Source organism: Pedobacter sp. GW821-FHT01D05 (assembly GCF_059422505.1).
Map to the genome: position 1 here is coordinate 1,822,876 of NZ_JBWKXA010000001.1, position 19,766 is coordinate 1,842,641.

Annotated in this window: 16 protein-coding genes; 6 read left to right on the plus strand and 10 right to left on the minus strand. The window is 38.0% G+C overall.

What is annotated here, in order from left to right; genetic code table 11:
- Positions 1-17: 17 nt before the first annotated feature.
- The 3 genes from AC07VK_RS07405 to AC07VK_RS07415 form a co-directional block, all read right to left on the minus strand.
- Positions 18-3,026, minus strand: a complete 3,009-nt coding sequence (locus tag AC07VK_RS07405; protein ID WP_492959401.1) for a SusC/RagA family TonB-linked outer membrane protein — start codon at positions 3,024-3,026, stop codon at positions 18-20.
- Positions 3,027-3,399: 373 nt separating this feature from the next.
- Entirely contained in the window at positions 3,400-5,238 is a 1,839-nt protein-coding gene (locus tag AC07VK_RS07410; RefSeq protein WP_492959403.1) for a UbiD family decarboxylase, read from the minus strand.
- Between the two features lie 104 nt (positions 5,239-5,342).
- Entirely contained in the window at positions 5,343-5,822 is a 480-nt protein-coding gene (locus AC07VK_RS07415) for a Dps family protein (protein ID WP_492952030.1), read from the minus strand.
- A 285-nt stretch (positions 5,823-6,107) separates the two neighbouring features.
- On the opposite strand from AC07VK_RS07415, the gene AC07VK_RS07420 reads away from it, so the two are divergent.
- Positions 6,108-7,649 (plus strand): muramidase family protein, encoded by a 1,542-nt coding sequence (locus AC07VK_RS07420; RefSeq protein WP_492959405.1) that lies wholly within the window; start codon positions 6,108-6,110, stop codon positions 7,647-7,649.
- Positions 7,646-8,296: a uridine kinase family protein gene (locus AC07VK_RS07425; protein WP_492959407.1), complete on the plus strand. Its 651-nt coding sequence runs from the start codon at positions 7,646-7,648 to the stop codon at positions 8,294-8,296. The genes AC07VK_RS07420 and AC07VK_RS07425 overlap by 4 nt, the downstream gene beginning before the upstream one ends.
- A gap of 178 nt (positions 8,297-8,474) precedes the next feature.
- Here AC07VK_RS07425 and AC07VK_RS07430 read toward each other — a convergent pair whose 3' ends face one another.
- The 5 genes from AC07VK_RS07430 to AC07VK_RS07450 form a co-directional block, all read right to left on the minus strand.
- A complete protein-coding gene (locus AC07VK_RS07430; RefSeq protein ID WP_057934284.1) occupies positions 8,475-9,134 on the minus strand; it encodes a CoA transferase subunit B in 660 nt (219 codons plus the stop codon).
- A gap of 57 nt (positions 9,135-9,191) precedes the next feature.
- Positions 9,192-9,893, minus strand: coding sequence for a CoA transferase subunit A (locus tag AC07VK_RS07435; protein WP_492959409.1), 702 nt, complete (start codon positions 9,891-9,893; stop codon positions 9,192-9,194).
- A 297-nt stretch (positions 9,894-10,190) separates the two neighbouring features.
- A complete protein-coding gene (locus AC07VK_RS07440; RefSeq protein ID WP_492959411.1) occupies positions 10,191-11,282 on the minus strand; it encodes a PQQ-dependent sugar dehydrogenase in 1,092 nt (363 codons plus the stop codon).
- A gap of 254 nt (positions 11,283-11,536) precedes the next feature.
- Positions 11,537-13,915 carry an endonuclease MutS2 gene (locus AC07VK_RS07445; RefSeq protein ID WP_492959413.1) on the minus strand — a complete coding sequence of 793 codons (2,379 nt, stop codon included), beginning with the start codon at positions 13,913-13,915 and terminating at the stop codon, positions 11,537-11,539.
- Position 13,916: 1 nt separating this feature from the next.
- Entirely contained in the window at positions 13,917-14,450 is a 534-nt protein-coding gene (locus AC07VK_RS07450; RefSeq protein WP_494939791.1) for a DUF4296 domain-containing protein, read from the minus strand.
- Positions 14,451-14,543: 93 nt separating this feature from the next.
- On the opposite strand from AC07VK_RS07450, the gene AC07VK_RS07455 reads away from it, so the two are divergent.
- The 4 genes from AC07VK_RS07455 (at position 14,544) to AC07VK_RS07470 (ending at position 18,306) form a co-directional block, all read left to right on the plus strand.
- A complete protein-coding gene (locus tag AC07VK_RS07455) occupies positions 14,544-15,245 on the plus strand; it encodes a YggS family pyridoxal phosphate-dependent enzyme (RefSeq protein WP_492959416.1) in 702 nt (233 codons plus the stop codon).
- Between the two features lies 1 nt (position 15,246).
- On the plus strand, positions 15,247-15,714 hold the full coding sequence (locus AC07VK_RS07460) for a GNAT family N-acetyltransferase (RefSeq protein WP_492959418.1): 468 nt from the start codon (positions 15,247-15,249) through the stop codon (positions 15,712-15,714).
- A 1-nt stretch (position 15,715) separates the two neighbouring features.
- Positions 15,716-16,984, plus strand: coding sequence for an aspartate kinase (locus tag AC07VK_RS07465; protein ID WP_492959420.1), 1,269 nt, complete (start codon positions 15,716-15,718; stop codon positions 16,982-16,984).
- Between the two features lie 131 nt (positions 16,985-17,115).
- A complete protein-coding gene (locus AC07VK_RS07470; protein WP_492959422.1) occupies positions 17,116-18,306 on the plus strand; it encodes a class I SAM-dependent methyltransferase in 1,191 nt (396 codons plus the stop codon).
- 284 nt (positions 18,307-18,590) lie between these two features.
- On the opposite strand, the gene AC07VK_RS07475 is transcribed toward AC07VK_RS07470, so the two are convergent.
- Both AC07VK_RS07475 and AC07VK_RS07480 read right to left on the minus strand, forming a co-directional pair.
- A complete protein-coding gene (locus tag AC07VK_RS07475) occupies positions 18,591-18,788 on the minus strand; it encodes a cold-shock protein (protein ID WP_029276380.1) in 198 nt (65 codons plus the stop codon).
- A gap of 208 nt (positions 18,789-18,996) precedes the next feature.
- On the minus strand, positions 18,997-19,632 hold the full coding sequence (locus tag AC07VK_RS07480) for a peroxiredoxin (RefSeq protein ID WP_492959424.1): 636 nt from the start codon (positions 19,630-19,632) through the stop codon (positions 18,997-18,999).
- Between the last annotated feature and the right edge of the window lie 134 nt (positions 19,633-19,766).

The following is a 19,766-nucleotide window of genomic DNA, read 5'->3' on the forward strand; positions in this document are numbered from 1 at the left end:
CTTTTTATGTGTTGGGCCTATAATGTTAATTTTAAACTAAAATCTACCGAGCGGGATGTTGGGGTTGAGAAGGAATAGATCCCCTGAGATCCGTTTGAAGAACCAAAAGAACTTACTTCCGGGTCCCCACCTGTAAAGTGTGGTGCATATATCCACAAATTTCTACCCGTAACCTGCAAGCCAATGGTTTTGAAAGGTGTTTTTTGCAGCCATGTTGGTTTTAGGTTATAACCTATGCTAACATTTCTCAATTTTACATAAGTACCATCCTGGATAACCGATTCTAGTACGCCATTGGCCCGCTGGTAATAGGCCTGTCCTGATACAGATACTGTATTCGGCAAACCTGTAGTCGCATTTACCCCCTCAACAACACGTGGACCACGGTCTTCGGTAACTTTTGGTGTGCCATAGAAATAGCCGTAACCATCCACATTGTTCTGGATATCACCTCCCTTTTTCATGTCAAAAGAGAAACTAAGCGTAAACTGTTTATACTTGAAATTATTAACAATACCGCCCATCCAATCTGGATTAATATCACCGATTATGCCTTGTTCATCTGCAGCAAATGGCAGCCCATCATTACCTATTAACAGTTTTCCTTCACTGTTTCTGGCATAACGGGTACCATAGATTACCCCATATGGCTGGTTTCGAAAAATAACGGTAAAGCCATTGCCGATGTATTCCTGATTACCAAAGATTGCAAGGACCTTATTTCTGATCCTGCTATAATTCAAGGTCAGATCCCAGCTAAAATCCTCAGTTTTTATAGGTTTTGCATTTAAAAGCAGCTCGATGCCCCTGTTGCGCATTACGGCTGTATTTACACTCGTAGCGTTAAACCCGGTTGACGGTGCCAGTGCTACATTGGGAATGATCCCGTTTTTTGTCTTTTTATCGAAATAGGTAACTTCCAAGCTTAAACGGTTTTTAAAGAAACCTGTTTCTAAACCGATCTCAAATTCGTTGATCCGCTCATTTTTTAAGTTCGGATTGCCTAGGGTCGGACTGATCAAAAAGCCCGACTGTTGCTGGTACGGAAAGGCAATATTTCTTACCGCTTGTGATTCGTACGGCGTAAGCAGGTTATATGGCCCAATGCTGGCATTCCCCACTGTACTATAAGATAATCTTAATTTTCCAAAGCTCATGATATCCGAAAGTTCTTTCGAAAAGAAATTGGAAAAGATAAAACTTGTAGCAGCAGAACCATAAGGATAAAAACTGTTGCTTTTGGCCAGTACCGAAGTACCGTCGTACCTTCCGGTAAGGGAGAGGATTAAGAACTTTTTATAATCGATATTGGACTGTAAATAGAATCCTACTTTTCTGGTCAGAAAACTTGTTTCCGTAAAATTTATATTTGATGTAGATCCAATGTTCTCAAATCCCGGAACGGTTATCCCCAGGCCGTTGGCATTCATAATTTCACTATAGGTTGATAATATATTGTTGCCCAATAGCGCATCGATGGTGAAATCGCCAAAACTTTTGTTTGCACTGATAATCAGGTCATTATTATATTGCCTAAAATTGCTGTTTCTGTTTATAATCCGTCCATTTGGATTTGAAATTGAACCTAACGATTCAATGTATTTACCCTGTTCAACATAAACATCGGCTCCAAAACGTTCAGTAATGGTTAGCCAGCTCAATACTTTGTAATCAGCATTAAAAGTTGGTAAAAACCGGTTTACTACCGAGGTATTGCTGATGTTATCCAATACCCAATATGGGTTGTTCCTGGAAAAACGGAACAGCCTCTGCGTGCCATCTGGGTTGACGGCAGGCTGTAAATTATAGGAAACTGGCGCTGTAAAAATAGTCCATACAGGGCTTTCAAGGGCATATCCTTCAGGCAGCCTGTTGTTTTTGGTATTGGCATAATTTAAGGAGAAAGTAACATTCAGATCTTTAATAATTTGCGTGGTGAATTTCCCAAAAACGGTATTCCGGTCGAAAGAAGTGCCAGGTACCGTTCCATCCTGCGCAAAATTGGTATATGATAAAAAATAAGAGTTGTAAGCCCCGCCCCCATTTACGGCTACCGTGTTAGTATATGTTTTTCCGGTTTTAAAGAATAAATCAGACTGATCATATACCTGTGCAGGCTGGCCGTTAATTTTTAAGGTATCCATTCTTGCCCCCCACGAAGTACTTGTTTTCTGGTTCACACCATCAAAGTATACGCCATTTGAGCCAAGAGAATATTTATTCTGAATTTCTGGTAACAGCGGTTTCTCCATTGAAAAAGATGAAGAAAAGCTAATACCAGGCTTTTTATTCAGGCTACCTGCTTTTGTAGTGATGATAATTACTCCTTTTGCACCATCAGATCCATATAGCGCCGTTGCTGCACCACCTTTGAGTACATTGATGCTTTCAATGATATTAGGGTCGAGATCAGCAATACGATTGGTGCCGGGACCAGAATTAAGGTTGCCGGTTTCATCATTATTAACCGGAATACCATCAATTACCATCAAAGCTTCGTTGTTTCCATAAAGGGAATTGGCTCCCCTAATTACAATGCGCGATGAACTGCCTGGAGTGCCCGAAGAACTTGTAATCTGAACACCCGAAACCTTACCAGCCAGAGCATTTACCAAATTAGGCTCTTTGGTCTGGGTCAATTGCTCACCTTTTACCTCTTGAGAACTATAGGTGAGGTTACGTTTTTCCCGCTTTACGCCTAGTGCAGTTACTACAATCTCATTCAGGCTTTGCTGGTCTTCATTTAATGTGATGGTGATGTTGCTTTGCCCATTATAAGCAAATTCTTTGGTTGTATAACCAATGCCACTAAAAACCAGTGTAGCCGGATTTGCAATTTTAATTGAAAAAATTCCGTTCGCATCGGAAGAAGTGCCAATAGCAGTTCCTTTAACTTTTACCGATATGCCTGGGATTGGCTGCCCTGATGCATCGGTAATTTTGCCGCTAATCGGCGACGTTTGACCATAAATCTGCATGCAACAGAGCATAGTCAAAATGAACAAAGTAATCTTTAATCTGGTCATTGTATTCAGTTTAGTTAGTAGTATGACCAAAATTAGGCTTATAAAAAGCCAGATAGAACGATGATTTTAACACGTATTGACCAGAAATTAACACAAATGTTACAATAGTCTTAGATACGTTAATAAAGTATGTTTTGCTAACCTGATCAAACAAAATTTTGGACACCGAGCCGATGTTAGCGTAATTTGTTGGGTGTTTCAGCTTTCGGCCAACTGATTGTTGTTTTCACCAACCAGATTTTCGCACTGGCTCGGTTGGTTAAAAATCAAGCGATTTGCAGATGCACAAAGCAATACTAATAAAAAAGTAGTAACCGGGATGTTGAAAGCATAGCGTATGCATGCTTAAAAATCGGCTTTTTGTTTTGATGGTTTAACTAAATATTCCATGCAGGCTACTACCCACTTGGGCTAAAGTATCAAGTCTCTTTTCAACTTCAGGATCTTTGATCAACTCTGGTGCATGGTGAGGCTTTTTCCTTGCATCAATAATTAACGAACCTTTACAGCCCCAATGTTTATTGATGGTAAAATCGTTGATGCCATATATATCAGCTGCCGGATTGCTTCTTGTAAAAGCTACCCAAACCAGATTATCAATATTGGCCGCCGTAAATTCTGCATCATCAGCCAATATAATTAAAGGTAAGCCCGATAAATCCTGGTCCATCAAAGACATATTCAATAAAGCAATTTCTGCGGCTGTTTTTTCAGGATTTAAATATTTTTCACTTCCTAAAACCAAAACCCCAGAAATGGCTATTTTGGGTTGGTAAAATCCATCGCTCAGTTTTAGTCCAGCAGGAATCTTATCCCAAAGTTCACGCTGCTTCTCCCCTGCTGCCGCAATTACGACCTTCGATCCGCTGTTTAATCCATCACCGCTGTAATCAAGCGTGTCAATTGTAGTATTGGTATAAAAATGAACATCCCTTGTTAAATCGATCCGTTCTAAAATATGTGAAAGAAATGCTTCAATATGGTGTGTGCTTAAATGTTGGTCATCCTCTTTGGCTGCAATAAACAGGTATTTAGCCAGACTCAATTGGTTTTTCCCTAAGATGTGGTTAGCTATGGTTAAAATTTCCTGAGGTCTGCGCGCTTTTAAATAAGGCGTATAACGCTCACTGCCGATCGCAAAAAGCAAAGGATGAACGCCAGCCGCATCAACCGCATGAACTTCTTTTAAACCATGAATTTCCTGAGGTATGGCCGAGCCTGTAATTTCATGAATCAAAGCACCAAAACTGGTATCCTCCTGTGGCGGACGGCCAACCACCGTAAATGACCAAATGGCATCCTTTTTATGATATACATTGTGCACCTTCATCAAAGGAAAAGGATGCGTTAAACTGTAATAACCCAGGTGATCGCCAAAAGGCCCTTCTGGTTTATTTTCGTTCGGATAAACCGTTCCCGTAATAATAAAATCGGCATCTGCAGAGATGCAAAAACCTTCATCATCATAAAAATAACGGAAACGCCTATCGCCCAACGCACCTGCAAATGTCATTTCAGACAGCCCTTCCGGTAAAGGCATCACTGCTGCTAAAGGATGTGACGGAGGTCCGCCGACAAAAATACTCACCTTTAAGGGCTGGCCTAATGCATTGGCTTTAGATTGGTGTACGCCTATCCCTCTATGGATCTGATAGTGCAAGCCGATCTCCTGATCCTGGATATAATCGTTCCCACCCAATTGGATACGATACATGCCCAGATTTGCATTTAAAACACCTGGTTTATCTATATCTTCCGTATAAACCTGCGGCATGGTAACAAAAGGACCACCATCCATAGGCCAGTTTACAATTTGCGGCAACTGACTGATACTTGTTTTTAAAAATTTGCTTTTTGCCGAAGGTGTTTTAAGCGGCAAGGCCGATAAAGCCGACATTGCAGAACCCGCATATTTAAATGGATTTTTTAATGCTTTTATAGGATCATTCCTTAACGATACCAACTGTTGTACTTTTGGTAAAGTGTCTCTAAAAATAAACTTTGATCTTTCTAAGGTTCCAAATAAATTCGAAACTGCAGGGAAAGGGCTTCCTTTAACTTTTTCAAATAAAATAGCTGGTCCTTTATTTTCGTAAACCCTTAAATGGATGGCCGCCATTTCTAAATAAGGATCTACTTCTTCTTTTATTCTGATTAAATGACCGTGCTTTTCAAGATCGGATACACATTCTGCTAAACTTTTGTATGCCATGCCCAAAGATAAATAATTAGATTTTCTCCAAAACAAAAAAGCCTCATATAAGCAGATTTTACAATAAAGCTACTTACATGAGGCTTTTAACCTACCTAAATATATTATTTCTTTCCTGCGAAAGAGCGCAACATCCAGGTGTTTTTCTCTTTAAACTGCATAAAACGGTTAACCATATCGTTAGAACCATCGTCTCCGGCCGTATCTGTAGCTTCTAAAAGTTCTCTTTCCAATTCGATCAATGCAGCCATATCACCTAAAATGGCATCAACCATGTCAAGATCTTTAAGGCCAATAGTATCAATTTCTTTAATTTGAGATTCTTTTATATAATCAGCAAAACGGCTATGCGGTGCTTTACCCAATGTTAATACACGCTCGGCTATCTCATCAATAGTTAATTGTGCATTGGTATATAATTCTTCAAACTTAACGTGTAAAGTAAAAAAGTTCTGACCTTTTATATTCCAGTGGCAGCCTCTTAATTTTTGATAGTGGATATGATAATTAGCCAAATAATCGTTTAAAAGATCTACAACTGGTTTAACTTCTTTTTCGTTTAAGCTTATTTCTTTAGCGTCCATTTTTTTAAATTATTTATGATGTTTTTGATGTCTACGTAACAACCCAAATTTATAAAAGTTTTGCTCAATTTTGTCTTTTGAACAATACGTTATTTATTAGATCGTTTAATATTCAATATTACAGGGAACAACAATTTTATAAACATTTGTTAATGAATAGCATATCAGTATTAAGGTATTAAAGTCATCTTATTTTTACTTAAAAACGAATAGATGAACATAGGCCGATTAACAATATTATTCGTATAATTGCTCCCTTTGACTTAGAAATTTACATAAAAATAAATGCATAAAATATATTTATCTGCTGTCGTGTTATTTGCCTTAAACATTGCAAATGCTAAAGCCAACACAGCAAGAGACTCTATCGGTGTAGAAAATAATAAAGGCAAAAAACTAATTGTTCACCAAACTGTAGCAAAAGACACTTATTATTCAATAGGAAGAAGATATAACATTTCGCCAAAAGAAATTATGACCTTTAATGACAATAAATACCTTCAGGTTGGGGTAATCATTAAAGTACCAACAAATATTCCTTTTACTTCAACAGGATCAGTTAACAGCACGCAAAACCAAAGCGCTTCTACTGGCAGTATAATAGAGCATACCATCAAGCCAAAAGAAAACTTAAACATGCTCGCCGAAAAATACGGCACAACCATTAATGAAATTAAAGCTTTAAACAACCTGAGCAGCAGTAATTTAAGCATCGGTCAGGTTTTAAAAATCCCTGCTAAAAATACTGAGCAAACCAGTGCAACAGCACCGGTAACACCCCCAGCGAAAAATAATACAGAAACACCTCAAGCCAATACATCATCTGCTGATCAAACCATGATCGAGCATACTGTTGCGCCTAAGGAGTTTTTAGGCAAAATAGCCGAGAAATACGGCACTACTGTTGAGGAAGTAAAAAAAGCCAACAACCTTTCCGGAAATAACTTGCGTATCGGTCAGAAACTTAAAATTCCGGCAACTAAAAACATAGATGAAAATAAGGTAGTTGCTGCTGAAGAAAAAACTTTACAGGAGAACAAATCTGCAGATGCTGCCGGTACACATACGGTTTTAAGAAACGAAACCATCTTCACCATCGCCAAGCAATATGGCATTACGGCTTACCAGATTAGAAAACTGAACGATTTACCAGATAATGCCATTACCATTGGTCAGGTTTTAAAAGTACCCGGAGGTATTATTACTGATGTTCAGGTTCCAAAAGAAAAGCAGGCAGAAGCTAAAGTTAAAGAAGTAGAAGCAAAAGTTAAAGAAGCCCCTGCAGCAAAAGAAGAAAGCTTTATTCACACCGTAGCGACTGGAGAAAACATTTTTACCATTGCTAAAAAATACAATTTAACGGCATATCAAATCAGGACGGCAAACAAACTGGATGATAACGCGATTAAAGTTGATCAGAAGCTGATTATCCCTAAACCACCGCAACCTAAATCGGTAAATGATTTATCGAAAGAAGAGCAGGAAAACGAGCCAGATAGTACCATGGTTAAAGACCCTAAACTTCGCCGCGACCCTAGCGTATATGGTTTAAGTCAGATCGAAGAAAAAGGAACCGCAGTTTGGATTGCAGACCAGGATCTGGATGGAACAAAAATGTTGGTTTTACACCGTACTGCACCTGTGGGCAGGGTAATTAAGATTACCAACCCAATGACCAACCGCACTACTTTCGCCAAAGTTGTTGGTAAATTTACGGAGAACGAATCCACAAAAGATGTTATAATTGTAATGACTAAAGCTGTAGCCGATTCATTGGGTGCTTTAGACAAACGTTTTTTCTGCAATTTAACATATAGTGCTCAATGAGTTTAAACAAAAAACCATTTATAATTGGTATTGCCGGTGGTAGCGGATCGGGTAAAACATTTTTCTTAAACTGCTTTCTTCACCATTTTAAACAGGATGAAGTAACACTCGTATCGCAAGATGATTATTATATCCCTGCAGGTGAGATGACACAGGAAGAAAACAAGTTATACAACTTCGACCTTCCTTCTACCATTGACAGCGAGCAGTTTTTAAGGGATATTAAGCAGTTAATGAGTGGTGAAGTTGTTTATAAAAAAGAATACAATTTCAATAATCCATTGGCTGTTGTTAAAATTCTGGAAATTAAATCGGCACCAATCATTATTGTAGAAGGTCTTTTCATTCTCCACTTTAAAGAAATTGCCGCACTGTTGGATCATACCATTTTTGTTGATGCAGATGAACAGGTGGCTTTAGATCGCCGTATAAAACGTGATGGTTTAGAACGTGGTTACCCAGAAGATGATGTATTATACAAATGGCACAACCATGTGGTTCCTGCCTATAAAGAATATTTATTGCCGTATCGCGAACAATGTAATAAGGTAATAATGAATAATACTAACGAGCCTGAAGAAATTATCGGTATCACAGAAGATATCTCCAACGATTTAAGGAACAGCATTTTGGTAGATATAGCTTAACTTTTTTTGAATAACATTAAAGCAGCGATGACGGCCGCGATAGATCTTCATTTCGACCGCAGTGGAGAAATCTTTGAAATCTCATTTAAATAATTTGATTCATAGATCTCTCCATTTCGCTGCGCTCCAGTCGAGATGACGACTACCCCCATGGCTCATGTCCCCGCAAACTACCGGTTTAATCCAGTCTCATTTCAGGAATCTCTCCTTCCACCACCAGTCTTCCAGCTGTAGATTGTTGTATAAATTCGATACTTACCCCTGGTGCGCGCTCCAAAAGTTTAAAACCACCTTCAGGCAAAATATCCAGAACAGCCAGTTCAGTTACAATTTTTTTGATGCATTTTACACCGGTTAAAGGCAACGTACATTTCGGCAATAATTTACTCTCTCCCGCTTTATTAATGTGTTGCATCGCCACAATAATATTTTTGGCTGATGCTACTAAATCCATAGCCCCTCCCATTCCTTTTACCATTTTACCTGGGATTTTCCAGTTGGCAATATCACCATTTTCTGACACCTCCATGGCTCCCAGAATAGTCAGATCTACCTTTTGTGCTCGGATCATCCCAAAACTCATGGCCGAATCAAAAATAGACGATCCTGGCAAAGTGGTGATGGTTTGTTTCCCTGCGTTAATTAAATCGGCATCTTCCTCTCCTTCGAAAGGAAATGGCCCCATACCCAATAAACCGTTTTCTGATTGTAATACGACGTTAATTCCCTTGGGAATATAATTGGCGACCAAAGTAGGTATGCCAATACCCAGGTTAACATAGTATCCGTCTTTTATTTCTTTAGCAATGCGCTGTGCGATTTCTTCTTTTGAAAACATAATTTTTTAAATGATTAATTGAAAGAATTTAGAATGAGTGAATGATTCACCAATGAACTATTGAACATTCCTCACCGTTCGCTGCTCAATTCTTTTCTCGTAATCTTTCCCTTGAAAAATGCGGTGGACGTAAATGCCCGGGGTATGAATATAATCTGGATCAAGTTCGCCGGCCTCTACCAACTCTTCTACCTCCGCAATGGTTATTTTACCTGCCATAGCCATAACCGGATTAAAATTCCGGCTGGTGGACCTGAAGATTAAATTTCCAGCGGTATCACCTTTCCAAGCTTTAACGATAGCAAAATCGGCATCAAAAGCATATTCCATTAAATAATCCTTGCCATCAAAATTGCGCACTTCTTTACCTTCTGCCACTTCAGTGCCCACACCTGCAGGCGTAAAAATTGCAGGCATACCGTATCCGGCAGCCAGACAACGTGTAGCCAAAGTACCTTGTGGAATAAGGTCTACTTCGAGTTCGCCACTCAGCAATTGCCTTTCAAATTCGGCATTTTCACCTACATACGAAGAAATCATTTTTTTAACCTGACGTTGTTTCAGCATTAAACCAATACCAAAATCATCAACACCAGCATTATTAGAGATACAGGTTAAATTTTTCACCTGCCTGTTTACCAAAGCATTAATGCAATTTTCTGGAATACCGCAAAGTCCGAAACCACCGAGCATGATGGTTGCACCATCTGATATATCTTTGATAGCCTCCTCAGCTCCAGATACCACTTTATTTATCATTTTATGAATTTTTTGGTTAGTTCGCTAAATTACAAATTGCCTTCAAAAATGTAGCATTTATAATTTTTAAATCTTTGCGGAATATTAATTAATTGGAATTAATCTAAATAACTGTTACCTTTGTACTGCAATGATTTACGAGAGAGAAGAAAGTCTATTCATATTACCTACTGACCCTGAATTCCAAAAAGGAATGGGTTTTATTTTCAGCTGTACGGCTGAGCACAAAAAATGTTGTGAGAAATTTAAGAAAGGTAAACGCTGTAAAAAGTGCCCGGGGCGGAAAAAATAATTAATCTACTTCGCAATTTCTACAATTTTATCATCACTTCCATTACTGGTACAGATATAAATTTTTCCTTCCGGCGACTGGCAAACAGCCCTTATCCTGCCAAAAGTGCTTACATAAAAATCTTTCGTTCCAGTAATTTTTGTTTGAGCATCGTCTAACTTAAGCTGCATCAATTTAGTTCCTTTTAATACAGCCAGCAACAACGAATTTTTAAATTGCGGAATATAATCGGAGTTGTAATAAGTTAAACCACTAGGCGCAATAGTTGGTGTCCAATTGATTAATGGCTCTACCACATTATTGGAACTGCAAAATGATTGCTCTCCACTTTCATTACAAAAACCTTTAATATTTGGCCATCCGTAGTTTCTTCCCTTTTCGATAATATTAATCTCATCATCAGAATCCGGGCCATGCTCTGATGAGAAAATTTTGTTGCCCACCTGGGTTAATCCTTGTGCATTTCGATGCCCTAAAGACCAAACGGGGTTATTTGGATAAGGATTATCAGCAGGAATAGATCCATCTAAATTTATCCTTAAAATTTTCCCTGCTAAAGAATTAACATTTTGGGGATTGCCAGTATCAGCAGCATCGCCGGTACTGATAAAAAGTTTACCGCCACTGATCAGCAAACGCGAGCCGTTATGGATTGAAGCAGCAGGAATCTGATCCAATAAAACCTGTGGACTTGTTAAACTTCCTCCGCTATAAGTATAACGTACCACTTTGGCTTTATATGTACTACCATAGCCATACACTATATAAACGTAAGGATTAGTGCTGAAATCGGGATGTAATGTCATTCCAAGCAAGCCACCCTCTCCATTGGTACGCACTTCGGTTATGGTAAGTAGAGCTGTTACTTGCCCGTTGGCGGGATTTAAACGACTAATTTTACCTGCTTTTTCGGTAAACCAAATAAAATTATCAGGTCCATACACCATTTCCCAGGGAAGGTTCAATCCGGATACAACTACTTTTGATTTTAATTCCACATCAGGTAAGGTACCCGGATCTTCATTATCATCACCACCGTTCTTTTTGCAATTTGTAACGAATAGCATTACAAATAAGCAGAGTAGTATTGTCCTCATAACCGTAACGTTTTAGAAATAACAACGTTACGGTTATAAAGTTTTGCTTTTTCAGCATGCTATTCAATGTTGATGTGCTGTCAGATGTTACCATCTGACAGATTTTTAAAAAAATGATTTGGTGTCGGATGCTAACATCCGACACCACAACTATACTTATGCCTGCGCTCGTTTTTAACTAATGCATAAATAGCATTGCGATTTGATCGCAGAATATTATTTACAGTGCCAGATGGCAACATCTGACACCACGATTAATTCAAATACACGTAAGTAATCCCATCCCCGCCTCTATCAGCATGTTCATCTTCCATCCTATTTACCTGACTATATTTACGCAGGTATTCTCTAATCATTTTACGCAAAATGCCGTCACCTTTACCGTGGATCAGTTTAATGGAGGGAAAGCCGAGCATAATGGCTTTATCCAAATATTTCTCTACTTCAAACAGGGCGTCTTCAGTACGTTTTCCACGAAGATCAAGTTCGGCCCTGAAGCCAGATACGGCATCATTCATCCGCCCAGCAAAAGAATTTGCACTGCTTTGAATTACTTTTTTAGCTTCACGGTTACTCACCTTTTGAACGCGGTTCTTTTTAACAGTCGAACGTAAATCGCCAATAGCCAAAACCAGTTCATTGCGGTTAATTTCTAAAACCTGACCAATGGTTTCGCTATCCGTAAATTTCACTAAATCGCCAATTTCAATTTCACCACCAACAACTATCTGTACTGGTTTAGGGCGCTCTTTTGGTACAGTATTTTTAACCAGCTCTTTTTGCAAATTCTGGCGAAGTTCTTTAGTTATTTCCTTATCGGCTTGCTTTTCCTTAATCTCGGCAATAGTGTTTTCAACCAATTTATTGGCATTTTTAATAATATTCTGCGCCTCTTGTTTCGCCTCTTTAATCAGTACCTTTCTATTCTCCTCTAAAAAGCTTTTTAACTTCTCATTTTCGGCAACCAGGTTTTTAGCTTTATTCTGCTGATTGGCTAAACTTACTTTGGCATCGTAAACATTTTTCTTTTCGCGCTCCAGATCAATAAGCATGGTATCTACGCGGTTCTGGTTAGATCCTGTTTTTTCTTTAGCCAATTGGATTACCTCTTTTGGTAAACCAATATTCTGAGCAATTTCGAACGCATAAGAACTGCCGGGTTTACCCATTTCTAAAATGTAGAGCGGTTTCATTTTAGCATTATCAAAAAGCATTGATGCATTTTCCAAACCTGGTGTATTACCTGCAAAAAGCTTCAAATTAGAGTAGTGGGTCGTAATTACCCCCCTCACCTTTTTATTGTTCAATACTTCTAAAACAGCTTCAGCCATTGGTCCCCCAAACTGCGGATCGGTACCTGTACCAAATTCATCAATCAGCACCATCGTTTTTGGCGAAGCATGCTCTACAAAATAGCGCATCTTCTTTAGGTGTGCACTGTAAGTACTTAAATCACTTTCTATCGATTGATCATCACCAATATCAGCAAAAATGTTTTCAAAAATACCTATTTCACTATTCGCATCAACCGGAATTAACAAACCTGTTTGCAACATAATCTGCAGAAGGCCAACGGTTTTCATACAAACCGATTTACCGCCTGCATTTGGCCCTGATACTAATACCACCCGGGTTTCGGCATCTATATGGATATTTAAAGGTGTAACGGTTTTCTTTTCGGCCGCAAATGAGATCGATAACAAAGGATGCCTTGCGTTAATCAGTTTGGTTTTAGGCTCTTTTAACAAACCTGGCATTTCAGCTTCAATATCCATTGCAAATAAAGCCTTTGCACGAACAAAATCCAGTTTGGTCAGGAAACCATGGTAAGAAAGCAATAATGGCGAATATGGCCGCAGATCGTCCGTTAAGGCAATTAAAATCTTAATAATTTCACGGCGTTTATCAAATTCTAAGTCGCGCAGCTTATTATTTAAGGTAAATACTTCTTCAGGTTCAATATAAACTGTCTGCCCAGTTGCCGATTCATCGTGTACAAAGCCTTTGAGTTTACGCTTGTTCTCAGCTAAAACCGGGATACACATCCTGCCATCACGAATGGTTAAACTCCCATCAGCAACCCAATTATTGGCTATGGCCTGCTTGTAGATCGAATCCATGCGCTTACGCACATCTTGTTCGGCTTTCGAAATGGCAGAGGTAATCTCCTGTAGTTCTTTTGATGCATTGGGTTTGATCTTTCCTTTGGCATCTATAACGGCTTCAATCTTACGAAGGATCGTTTTTTCGATCGGCAGATGCTCAAACAAAGCTTCCAGTGTGGGATATACCTCGGCGCGTTCTTCGAAAAAACGGAGTACAGAGAAAACAGTATGCAACGAAGTATATACCTGAAACCACTCATCCTCTAACAGATAAGTGCCTTCAACCCTGATTTTTTCAACCAGCGATTTAATATCAAAAAAGGTATTAATCTGTAGCGGTTCCTGATTTTGCAGGATGCTTTTAAATTCGTTTGTTTGTCGTAAAAACTTATCAATCTGATCAAAACGGTTCATCACCTGCATCTTTTCTACCATTGCCTGCCCCATCGGGCTTAAACAATGTTTGCTAATCAGCTGCCTGATCTCAACAAAACCTAAACGTTCTAAACAGTTTTCGGGATATAACATATTATTGTACCGGGGCTGGACTTGGAACTGCTTCCATTACTCCAGCTTTCTTTATATTAATTAATGAATCGGCCTGTTTTTTCTTCTTTGCAATTTCAGCAACTGCTTTAACCTTCGATAAAGAATCTGGTTTCATTTTTTTTCTTATCGCAAGAGAATCGGCCTTAAATTTCTTTGCGATCACCAGCGAGTCGACTTTAAATGCCTTTTTCCTGATCATTAAATCGGCTAACGCTGTTCCTTTTTTCTGCTTGGCTAAAGATTTTTGTATGTTTTTGTACATCGTCTCTAGCTCTTTAGGGTTGGTATTATACCAAATTAAACTCCTGTTATATTCGGCAGAATCCGTTCCAAATTTTTTATAAATGCCCTTATAGTATGCTGCAGCCACCTTCTTTGCCGAATCTACTATGTAAATGCTGGAAATATAACCATCAACAATATGCATATCATATAAAATCTTTTCCATTTTATCGGGTTTAATAATGCCATCAGGTATACCAGGCTTACAGCCAAACCATAATATAGCTGTCATTAAAACCCATATTAATCTCTTCATGCTTAATTTAAATATTATTTTTTGCCCAAATTGCGGCAAGGTTATTAATTTTACCAAAAATAGTTATAAATGAGCATAGCTGATAATCTTAAACAATATAAAAGCGAAGTTGAATCAGGCGGGGTCAAACTAATTGCAGTTTCAAAAACACAACCAGTAGAATCAATTTTAGAAGCCTACAACGCCGGGCAGCGTATTTTTGGAGAAAACCATGTACAGGAAATGGTAGACAAACAAGCGCAACTTCCAAACGATATCGAATGGCATCTTATTGGCCATCTACAAAGCAATAAGGTAAAATACATTGCCCCTTTTGTTAAACTTATCCATGGGGTAGACAGTTTGAAACTGCTACAGGAAATAAATAAACAAGCGGCAAAAAACAAACGCGTAATTGATTGTTTATTACAGGTTTACATTGCAGATGAAGACACTAAATTCGGACTTGGTTTTGATGAAGTGATCGAATTGTTGCGTGCTGAAGCGTTAGCCGAATTGAAAAACATTCGTATTGTAGGTTTAATGGGCATTGCCACTAATACCAAGAACGAAAAGCAGATTACAACCGAGTTTAACGAACTAAAAGTGTTTTTTGATGGCATTAAAGTGAGCTTTTTCCGCAAAGATGATGCTTTTAAAGAAATATCGACGGGAATGAGCGCAGATTATAAAATCGCAATTGAAGAAGGAAGTACAATGGTACGCATTGGTAGCAGTATTTTCGGAAAAAGGGTAATCAAACATTTCAAAAACGATATTACAACCAATTAATATGGATTTTAACATCAGATTTGCAACCGCAGAAGATTGTCCAAGAATATTGGAATTAATTAATGAGCTGGCTGTTTATGAACGTGCCCCTGAAGAAGTAACGGTTACTTTAGATCACTTTATTGATGCTGGTTTTGGCAAAAACCCAGTATGGAAAGCCTTCGTAGCTGAAGTAAATAATACTATTGTGGGTTTTGCATTATATTATACACGTTATTCTACTTGGAAAGGATGTAGGTTGTATCTCGAAGATTTTATTGTAACAGAAGAATTTCGAGGAAAAGGCCTGGGTAAAGTGTTATTCGAAAAAGTGATAGAAGAGGCTAAAAATGGCAATTATAGTGGCATGGTTTGGCAAGTATTAGACTGGAACGAACCAGCAATAAACTTCTACAATAAATATAAAGCACATTTAGAAAGTGGTTGGTTAAACGCAGCTTTCTCTAAAGAACAAATCAAGGCATTTTAACATGGATATTTTTAAGTTTGGTGGTGCCTCGGTAAAAGATGCAGATGGAGTAAAAAATCTGGCTAATATTGTCAGAGATTACAAAAAAGGAAATTTACTGATTGTGATCTCTGCAATGGGGAAGATTACCGATAAATTGGAAAAATTAACGCAGGCATTCTTAACACAAAGTGATGAAGCGCACGCGATTTTTGATGAGATCAAACATTTCCATTTCAACATTATAGATGAGCTGTTTCAAGGTAAAGCTAATCCGGTTTATGATGATGTGGCTAACACATTTGTTGAAATTGACTGGCTGATTGAAGATGAACCAGATAACAACCCTGATTACATTTACGATCAGATTGTATCAATCGGTGAAGTAGTCTCGACCAAAATTGTGGCAGCCTGGTTAAATGAAACCGGTAATAAAACCCTTTGGGCCGATGCACGGAATTATATCCAGACTGACAATACCTACCGCGAAGGAAAAGTAGATTGGGCAAAAACCAATCAGATTATACAAAAAGACTTATTACCGCTCTTAACCGACAACATTATTGTAACGCAGGGATTTATTGGCGGTACAAGCGAAAACTACACCACAACTTTGGGCCGGGAAGGTTCTGATTATTCAGCCGCCATATTTGCTTCCTGTTTAGATGCTGCTGCATTAACCATCTGGAAGGATGTTCCCGGGGTGTTAAATGCAGATCCGAAATGGTTTGATGAAACAGAAAAAATTGCCCAGCTGTCTTATCACGATGCAATAGAACTTACTTATTATGGTGCAACGGTAATACATCCAAAAACAATAAAACCACTTCAAAATAAAGGAATTCCGCTTTTTGTAAGGTCATTTATCCAACCAGAAGGCTCAGGAACAGCAATTACCAAAGAAAATAACCCATTGCCTATTCCGTCTTTTATTTTTAAGATTAACCAGGCATTGATCTCAATTTTCCCAAAAGATTATTCTTTTATTATCGAAGAAAACCTGAGCAATATTTTTGAGCTTTTCCATACACACCGGATCAAAATCAACACCATGCTCAACTCTGCAATCAGCTTTTCGGTAAGCGTTGATGACCATCCTACTCAAATTGAAAAACTGATCAGGGATCTGTCGCAAGAATTTACCGTAAAATACAATAAGGGCCTGGAGCTGGTAACCATCCGTTATTATAACCAACAAACTATTGATCGTGTAACTGTTGATAAGGATATTTTATTGGAGGTTAAGAGCCGTCATACCTGCCAGATGGTGATGAAGAATAAAACCGTATAGAATTTGGTCACTGTGAGCACTAAATGTGTTCGTCATTTCGACCGCAGTAGAGAAACCTATCTGAATAGATTTCTCCATTTCGTTGCACTACAGTCGAAATGAAGATCTCTTTTGAAATAACAGATTAACACATGAACAATAAACTTTTAGCCAAAGCCGTACAGGAGTATATCAACGCAAATTTAAATGCAGATGTAAATCAGATTGCTTTGGCAAAAAGTCCGTTCGAGGGTATTACTGCAGCCGAATTATCCACACAGATTACCGCAAAAAAAAAATCAGAAAAGAAATTACCCACCTGGTTTAATACCCAGGACATTTATTATCCCCCTGTACTATCCATCGAACAAACTTCTTCTGAAATTACGGCTAAATACAAATCTAAACTAGCCAAAGGCAATACTTTAATTGATATTACCGGAGGCTTCGGTATTGACAGTTATTACTTTTCCAAAAAGGTAAAAGCGGTTAAGCATTGCGAAATAAACCCCGAGCTATCTGTAATAGCTAAACATAATGCGCAGGCTTTACAAGCAACAAATATTGAATTTACAGCCGAGGATGGCATTGCTTCCGTCATCGCCAGTGATAATACATCATTTGATACGATTTATGTAGATCCTGCCCGCCGGGCCGAAAAGGGCAAAGTTTTTATGCTAAAAGACTGTACTCCAGACATTGCAAGCAACCTGGATGCCTTATTAGAAAAATCTTCGAGAATAATCGTCAAAACAGCTCCTTTACTCGATATTTCAGCGGGATTATCAGAATTGAAACATGTTAGCGAGATCCATATTGTGAGTGTAAAAAATGAGTGTAAAGAACTTTTATGGATCATTGATAAAGCTTACATCGGAGACACGAAAATTATAGCTGTGACTTTAAATAACGGAATTGAAAAAGAATTTTCCTTTTACAGATCGTCTTCAAATGGTTCAATTCAGTTTATTGATGGTTTAAACACTGGTGATTACTTGTACGAACCAGATGCTGCTTTACTTAAATCGGGTGCTTTTAATTTAATTGGCACAACTTACAATCTTTTAAAACTACATCCTCAAACACAGCTATTTAGTTCGACTATGGCAAATAAAGATTTTCCGGGCCGGATATTTAAAATTGAAGCTGTACTCACTACCACAGCGCTTAAGAAACAAGGAAATTTAAAAGGGAATGTGATTGTCAGGAACTATCCGGCAAAGCCTGAAGATTTGGTTAAGAAATATAAAATAAAAGCAGATCAAAATCAGTTTTTAATTTTTACCAAGGTGAGCAACGGAGAAAACATCGTTGTTAAAGCGTCAATTATTCAATATTATTAGATTGTCATTCTGAGCGTAGAGAAGAATTTGCAACCTATGAATTACTACTTCTCACTTACACGATATACCCCCTATCGTGAGATTGTCATTTCGAACGCAGTGTTCTAAAGGAACTCCTTTGGAGGAGAAATCTATAACAGAGTAACGAATTTATAGATCTCTCCGTTCCGCTATGCTTCAGTCGAGATGACGATTTCGTTCAGGGTGACGTACCGTTTAATACAAAAAGCCTCTCAATAGAAAGGCTTTTTGTAGTGATGAAGAAATAATCTTTATATTATCGCTTAAACTTTCTTAACATTTACTGCCTGTAAACCTTTTCTGCCTTCAGCTACTTCAAATTCTACTGTGTCGTTTTCTTTCAAGCTTTCGATCCCACCTAAAACATCTTTAAAATGTACAAATAAGTCTTTATTGTCTTCTTGCACAATAAATCCAAAGCCTTTTTGAGTATTAAACCATTTAACTTTTCCGGTTGCCATAAAAAAATAAAAAATTGTATAAAATAAATAAACCTTTTACGCCTTGATCAGCATTTCATTCAACCAATTGAGTATAAATATGAATAAAACAACCAGTTTAAGCGCTAATATTGAAACAAAACTACCAAATATAATAAATTACGAATATAATGCAAGCCATTTCTGTACATTCAACAAGAATGTTGCGTTATTAAATAGAATTTTCTGATTATTTATTTGGCTGAGGAGTTGTACGTAAATATGGTTTAATTACCTGGTGTCCCTTAGGAAATTTAGCTGGAATATCTTCCGTTTTAATACTGTTTACCACGATTACATCTTCTCCATCTTTCCAGTCGGCAGGTGTAGCTACGCTATAATTTGCTGTAAGCTGTAAAGAATCAATTACGCGTAACACTTCATTAAAGTTTCTTCCTGTTGATGCTGGATAAGTAATGATTAATTTCACTTTCTTATCGGGACTAATTACGAACAACGAGCGAACGGTTAACGTTTCTGAAGCATTAGGGTGGATCATATCATAGAGATTGGCCACTGTTCTGTCTGGATCTGCAATAATCGGAAATTCGACAGCAGTATTTTGAGTTTCGTTAATATCCTTAATCCATCCTTTGTGAGACTCGGCAGAATCAACACTTAAGGCCAAAACCTTAACGTTTCTTTTTTCAAATTCGCCTTTTAGAGCTGCAGTTCTACCCAGTTCTGTTGTACAAACAGGTGTATAATCTGCAGGATGAGAAAATAATACACCCCAGCTATCGCCTAAATAATCGTAAAAATCTATTTCGCCAATGGAAGTGTTTGCCTTGAAATTCGGTGCGGTATCGCCTAATCTTATACTCATGATATTATTAATTTAAATTTGACTAAAACAAATCTAAACAATACTATACTAAATACATAGATTTAATATTAATTTAAGACCTCTAAATTACAATTCCAATAAAAAACCCTGAAGAATCAATCTTCAGGGTTTAA

Bases quoted from the DNA above. Each gene is read 5' to 3' on its own strand.
- AC07VK_RS07405 (WP_492959401.1), bottom strand. From the start codon at position 3,026: ATGACCAGATTAAAGATTACTTTGTTCATTTTGACTATGCTCTGTTGC.
- AC07VK_RS07410 (WP_492959403.1), bottom strand. From the start codon at position 5,238: ATGGCATACAAAAGTTTAGCAGAATGTGTATCCGATCTTGAAAAGCAC.
- AC07VK_RS07415 (WP_492952030.1), bottom strand. From the start codon at position 5,822: ATGGACGCTAAAGAAATAAGCTTAAACGAAAAAGAAGTTAAACCAGTT.
- AC07VK_RS07420 (WP_492959405.1), top strand. From the start codon at position 6,108: ATGCATAAAATATATTTATCTGCTGTCGTGTTATTTGCCTTAAACATT.
- AC07VK_RS07425 (WP_492959407.1), top strand. From the start codon at position 7,646: ATGAGTTTAAACAAAAAACCATTTATAATTGGTATTGCCGGTGGTAGC.
- AC07VK_RS07430 (WP_057934284.1), bottom strand. From the start codon at position 9,134: ATGTTTTCAAAAGAAGAAATCGCACAGCGCATTGCTAAAGAAATAAAA.
- AC07VK_RS07435 (WP_492959409.1), bottom strand. From the start codon at position 9,893: ATGATAAATAAAGTGGTATCTGGAGCTGAGGAGGCTATCAAAGATATA.
- AC07VK_RS07440 (WP_492959411.1), bottom strand. From the start codon at position 11,282: ATGAGGACAATACTACTCTGCTTATTTGTAATGCTATTCGTTACAAAT.
- AC07VK_RS07445 (WP_492959413.1), bottom strand. From the start codon at position 13,915: ATGTTATATCCCGAAAACTGTTTAGAACGTTTAGGTTTTGTTGAGATC.
- AC07VK_RS07450 (WP_494939791.1), bottom strand. From the start codon at position 14,450: ATGACAGCTATATTATGGTTTGGCTGTAAGCCTGGTATACCTGATGGC.
- AC07VK_RS07455 (WP_492959416.1), top strand. From the start codon at position 14,544: ATGAGCATAGCTGATAATCTTAAACAATATAAAAGCGAAGTTGAATCA.
- AC07VK_RS07460 (WP_492959418.1), top strand. From the start codon at position 15,247: ATGGATTTTAACATCAGATTTGCAACCGCAGAAGATTGTCCAAGAATA.
- AC07VK_RS07465 (WP_492959420.1), top strand. From the start codon at position 15,716: ATGGATATTTTTAAGTTTGGTGGTGCCTCGGTAAAAGATGCAGATGGA.
- AC07VK_RS07470 (WP_492959422.1), top strand. From the start codon at position 17,116: ATGAACAATAAACTTTTAGCCAAAGCCGTACAGGAGTATATCAACGCA.
- AC07VK_RS07475 (WP_029276380.1), bottom strand. From the start codon at position 18,788: ATGGCAACCGGAAAAGTTAAATGGTTTAATACTCAAAAAGGCTTTGGA.
- AC07VK_RS07480 (WP_492959424.1), bottom strand. From the start codon at position 19,632: ATGAGTATAAGATTAGGCGATACCGCACCGAATTTCAAGGCAAACACT.